This is a genomic window from Plantibacter sp. H53 (genome assembly GCF_001650455.1).
GTDB lineage: Bacteria > Actinomycetota > Actinomycetes > Actinomycetales > Microbacteriaceae > Plantibacter > Plantibacter flavus_A.
Genome location: NZ_LWCT01000042.1, coordinates 1 through 3,568, shown reverse-complemented (window position 1 = coordinate 3,568; position 3,568 = coordinate 1). Strand labels below are relative to the sequence as shown.

Genomic DNA, 3,568 nt, shown 5'->3' with positions numbered 1-3,568 from the left:
CCCCCGCCGAGACGCCGGCAGCCACCGAGACCCCCGCCGCCGACGGCGTCGAGATCTCCGTCTACCAGGACTTCCTCTGCCCCTACTGCGGTCAGTTCGAGACCACGAACGCCGAGCAGGTCAAGGGTTGGCTCGAGGCCGGTGCCGCGACCTACACGGTGCACCCCCTCGCAACGCTGAGCAACCTCTCGCTCGGGACGCAGTACTCGCTGCGCGCCTCGAACGCGGCGGCCTGCGTCGCGGAGTACTCGCCGAACGACTTCTTCTCCTTCAACACCGCACTGTTCGAGAACCAGCCCAAGGAGAACACCGAGGGCCTGACCGACGCCGAGCTGAAGTCGATCGCCAAGGGCGTCATCTCCGGCGGCGAGAAGAAGATCAACGCCTGCATCGACGACGGCACCTACAAGTCCTGGGTGAAGGACTCGACCGACCGTGCGCGCAGCGGCCCGCTGCCCGGGACGGACGTCAAGAAGGTGGAGGGCACGCCGACCATCCTGGTGAACGGCAAGCAGTACACGGGTTCACTCACCGACGCCGAGCAGTTCGCGGCGTTCGTCCTCGCCGTCTCGAGCGAGAGCTACTCCACCGGCACGCCGACCCCGGGTGCCAGCGAGTCGCCTGTGACCAACGGCTGATCCGCCGCCATCGTAGGATGGACGAGACCGGGGCCAGCCCCTGTCGGCCGACGTGGCGCAATTGGTAGCGCAACGCTCTTGTAAAGCGTAGGTTACGGGTTCAAGTCCCGTCGTCGGCTCCAGCCGAGAACCGCCCGCTCAGCCTGCTGAGTGGGCGGTTCCTCATTGGAAGGAACCCTCCCGTGACCCGTTTCCCAGCACCGCTCGCGCTCCTCATCGCCGTCGTCAGTGGCGCCTTCATCGCGGTGCAGGCCCGGTTGAACGGCGAGCTCGGTGCGCGTCTCGGTGACGGGTTCACCGCCGCCGCGATCTCCTTCGGGGGCGGCTTGATCATCCTCACGGTCGGACTCGCCGTCTCCCGCACCGGCCGTCGCGGGCTCGCCACGGTGATCGGTGCCGTCCGACGCCGGGAGATGCCCTGGTGGACGGTGCTCGGCGGCTGCGCCGGCGCCTTCCTCGTGCTGTCGCAGGGGCTCACCGCCGCCGCGCTCGGCGTCGCCCTGTTCACGGTCGCGGTCGTCGCCGGCCAGACCGCGAGCGGGCTGGTACTCGACCGGATCGGGTTCGGCCCGGGAGGCGTCGTCGGGTTGAGCGTCCAGCGCGTCCTCGGGGCGGTCGTCGCCCTCGTCGCGGTCGGCGTCGCCGTCTCGGGCGAGCTCGGGGGGAGCATCCCGCTCGGACTCCTCATCCTGCCGCTGCTCGCCGGGATCGGGATCGGCTGGCAGCAGGCGGTCAACGGTCGAGTCAAGATGCGGGCGCAGAGCACGCTCGCCGCGACGTTCATCAACTTCATCGTCGGGACGGTCGTGCTGGTCGTCGCCGCAGTGCTGCACGCGATCATCGTCGCGCCGCCCGGTCCGCTCCCGGGGGAGTGGTGGCTCTACCTCGGCGGCCCGATCGGATGCGTGTTCATCGCCGTGGCCGCGTTCCTCGTCCAGCACACGGGCGTGCTCATCCTCGGGCTCGGCACGGTGGCGGGTCAGACCCTGAGCGCGCTCGCTTTGGACGTACTCCTGCCCACCGACGACGGCGGCGTGCATGTCGCGACCGTCATCGGGACGCTCCTCGCGTTCGCCGCCGTGGCGATCGCATCGGCGCGGTTCAGGCGTCGTCCCGCGGCATCGTCGTCCGCCGACTGAGTCGAGCCGTCATCGGTCGGATGTCGTGAGCGACTCCGTCCTCAGGGCATGGAGCTGAGGTGCGCCTTCGCGTTGATCGTCTTGCGACGCCCCGTGCGGGCATTGCCGGGCTTCCCTCCGACGTACAGCCAACCCAGGAGCTCCTCGCCCTTCTTCAGACCGTGCGCCTTCCGGACCGCCTTGGCCCGGGTCGCGCCGCCGGTGCGCCAGAACACGCCCCAACCGGCGTCGTCGAGCAGGAGGCTGACCATGTGGGCCACTCCTGCCGCGACCGCCTCCTGCTCCCAGGCGGGCACCTTCGACTTCTTCACACTCACGACGACCGCGAGCAGCAGGGGCGCGCGGAGCGGCTTCGTCGAGGGCTTCGAGTCGCCCTCCGCCTTCGCGAGCGCCCGACCGAGCTTCACCCGGTCGTCGCCCCGGAGGGTGATGACCCGCCACGGACGCAGGGCGCTGTGGTCGGCCACTCGACCGGCCGCCCCGAGGACCTCGAGGAGTTCCGCGTCACTCGGAGCGACGTCGGTGACCTTCGACCACGAACGGCGCCCGGCGACGGCGGCCAGCACCGGGCGCTCGATCGGTTCGGTCACTCCGTCGGCTCGGCGGTGTCGGCCGCGGCGAAGTTGAGCGCGATCGAGTTCATGCAGTAGCGGTCACCGGTGGGCGTCCCGAAGCCGTCGTCGAACACGTGACCGAGGTGCGAGCCGCAGTTGGCGCAGCGGACCTCGGTGCGCACCATCCCGAGGGAACGGTCCTCGATGAGTTGCACCGCCTCGGGGTTCACGGACTCGTAGAAGCTCGGCCATCCGCAGCCGGAATCGAACTTGGTACCGCTCTTGAAGAGCTCGGCGTTGCAGGCGGCACAGGTGTAGAGGCCCGCGCGTGACTCGTCGAGGAGCTCACCGGTCCAGGCCCGTTCGGTCGCCGCTCCGCGGAGGACCTGATACTGCTCCGGCGTGAGTTCCTCGCGCCACTGCTCATCGGTCTTCGACACGTCGTACGTCATGCTGCTCCATTCGTCTCGGTCATCCTACGTGCGGGGCCGCCTCGTGCATGCGGCTCCCGACGTATTCCATAACACTGCACCGAGCCTGATCCTTCCCGGTGAACGTCGGCCCTCGCCGGGGTGGATGCGGCCCGGCGGCCATCGGCTGAATAGACTTGGAGCACGGCGGACCGGAGCACGACTCCAGGTCGCCGCATCGGCACCGATCGGCAGGAGACGAGCATGCAGTCAGCGTCGCGCACGCCTGCCGATGACGAGGCGTCGACGCCGACGGGCGGCCTCGAGCCGCGCGAGCTCGAGATCCTCGAGTTCGAGTCCCACTGGGTGCAGCACGTCGGGGCCAAGGAGGCCGCCATCCGCGACCGCTTCGCCCTGTCCCCGGCCCGGTACTATCAACTGCTCGGCGCGCTCATCGACTCGCCGTCCGCCCTCGCCCACGACCCCATGCTGATCAAGCGGCTGCAGCGCACCCGCGACGCCCGACTCTCGGCGCGAGGAGCCTCGGCTCCCCGCACCGACGGCTGAGCAGCTCCCGGAGACCACACCATGGCTGAATCCTTCCCGCCCGACCGCTTCGACGAGGTCCCCGACCTCAAGCGCGTCGGCGCACACCGTGCCCCTGCGCCCAAGGGACGCGGCTGGATCGCCTTCCTCGTCGCCGTCGTGGCAACGCTCGTCCTTGTGGGGATCGGCACCTTCGCCCTGTTCGGACTGAACGACCGGATCGACTTCTTCGGCGGCTCGCAGAGCCCGAGCGCCACGCCCACGCCGACCCCCACCCCGAC

Annotated in this window: 5 protein-coding genes, 1 tRNA gene and 1 pseudogene; 5 read left to right on the top strand and 2 right to left on the bottom strand. The window is 69.8% G+C overall.

All coding sequences use genetic code 11. The features are described 5' to 3' along the window. The 3 genes from A4X17_RS14575 to A4X17_RS14565 all read left to right on the top strand — a co-directional run. The coding region (locus A4X17_RS14575; protein ID WP_064296400.1) for a thioredoxin domain-containing protein at positions 1 to 638 on the top strand (638 nt) is incomplete at its 5' end. A 46-nt stretch (positions 639 to 684) separates the two neighbouring features. Beyond that, positions 685 to 760 (top strand) — tRNA-Thr (locus tag A4X17_RS14570). A 60-nt stretch (positions 761 to 820) separates the two neighbouring features. Beyond that, complete coding sequence (locus A4X17_RS14565; RefSeq protein WP_064296399.1) at positions 821 to 1,777, top strand: DMT family transporter; 957 nt, start codon at positions 821 to 823, stop codon at positions 1,775 to 1,777. Positions 1,778 to 1,818: 41 nt separating this feature from the next. Here A4X17_RS14565 and A4X17_RS14560 read toward each other — a convergent pair whose 3' ends face one another. Both A4X17_RS14560 and msrB read right to left on the bottom strand, forming a co-directional pair. Continuing rightward, positions 1,819 to 2,367 carry a nitroreductase family protein gene (locus A4X17_RS14560; RefSeq protein ID WP_064296398.1) on the bottom strand — a complete coding sequence of 183 codons (549 nt, stop codon included), beginning with the start codon at positions 2,365 to 2,367 and terminating at the stop codon, positions 1,819 to 1,821. Next, on the bottom strand, positions 2,364 to 2,783 hold the full coding sequence (gene msrB, locus A4X17_RS14555; RefSeq protein ID WP_064296397.1) for a peptide-methionine (R)-S-oxide reductase MsrB: 420 nt from the start codon (positions 2,781 to 2,783) through the stop codon (positions 2,364 to 2,366). Before msrB ends, A4X17_RS14560 begins: the two co-directional genes overlap by 4 nt. A 222-nt stretch (positions 2,784 to 3,005) precedes the next feature. On the opposite strand from msrB, the gene A4X17_RS14550 reads away from it, so the two are divergent. Next, complete coding sequence (locus A4X17_RS14550) at positions 3,006 to 3,308, top strand: DUF3263 domain-containing protein (protein WP_064296396.1); 303 nt, start codon at positions 3,006 to 3,008, stop codon at positions 3,306 to 3,308. 21 nt (positions 3,309 to 3,329) lie between these two features. Then, positions 3,330 to 3,568: pseudogene (locus A4X17_RS14545) on the top strand (LytR family transcriptional regulator); the annotation flags it as partial.

Excerpts from the sequence above, each read along its gene's own strand:
- msrB (WP_064296397.1), bottom strand. The coding sequence starts at position 2,783 with ATGACGTACGACGTGTCGAAGACCGATGAGCAGTGGCGCGAGGAACTC.
- A4X17_RS14550 (WP_064296396.1), top strand. The coding sequence starts at position 3,006 with ATGCAGTCAGCGTCGCGCACGCCTGCCGATGACGAGGCGTCGACGCCG.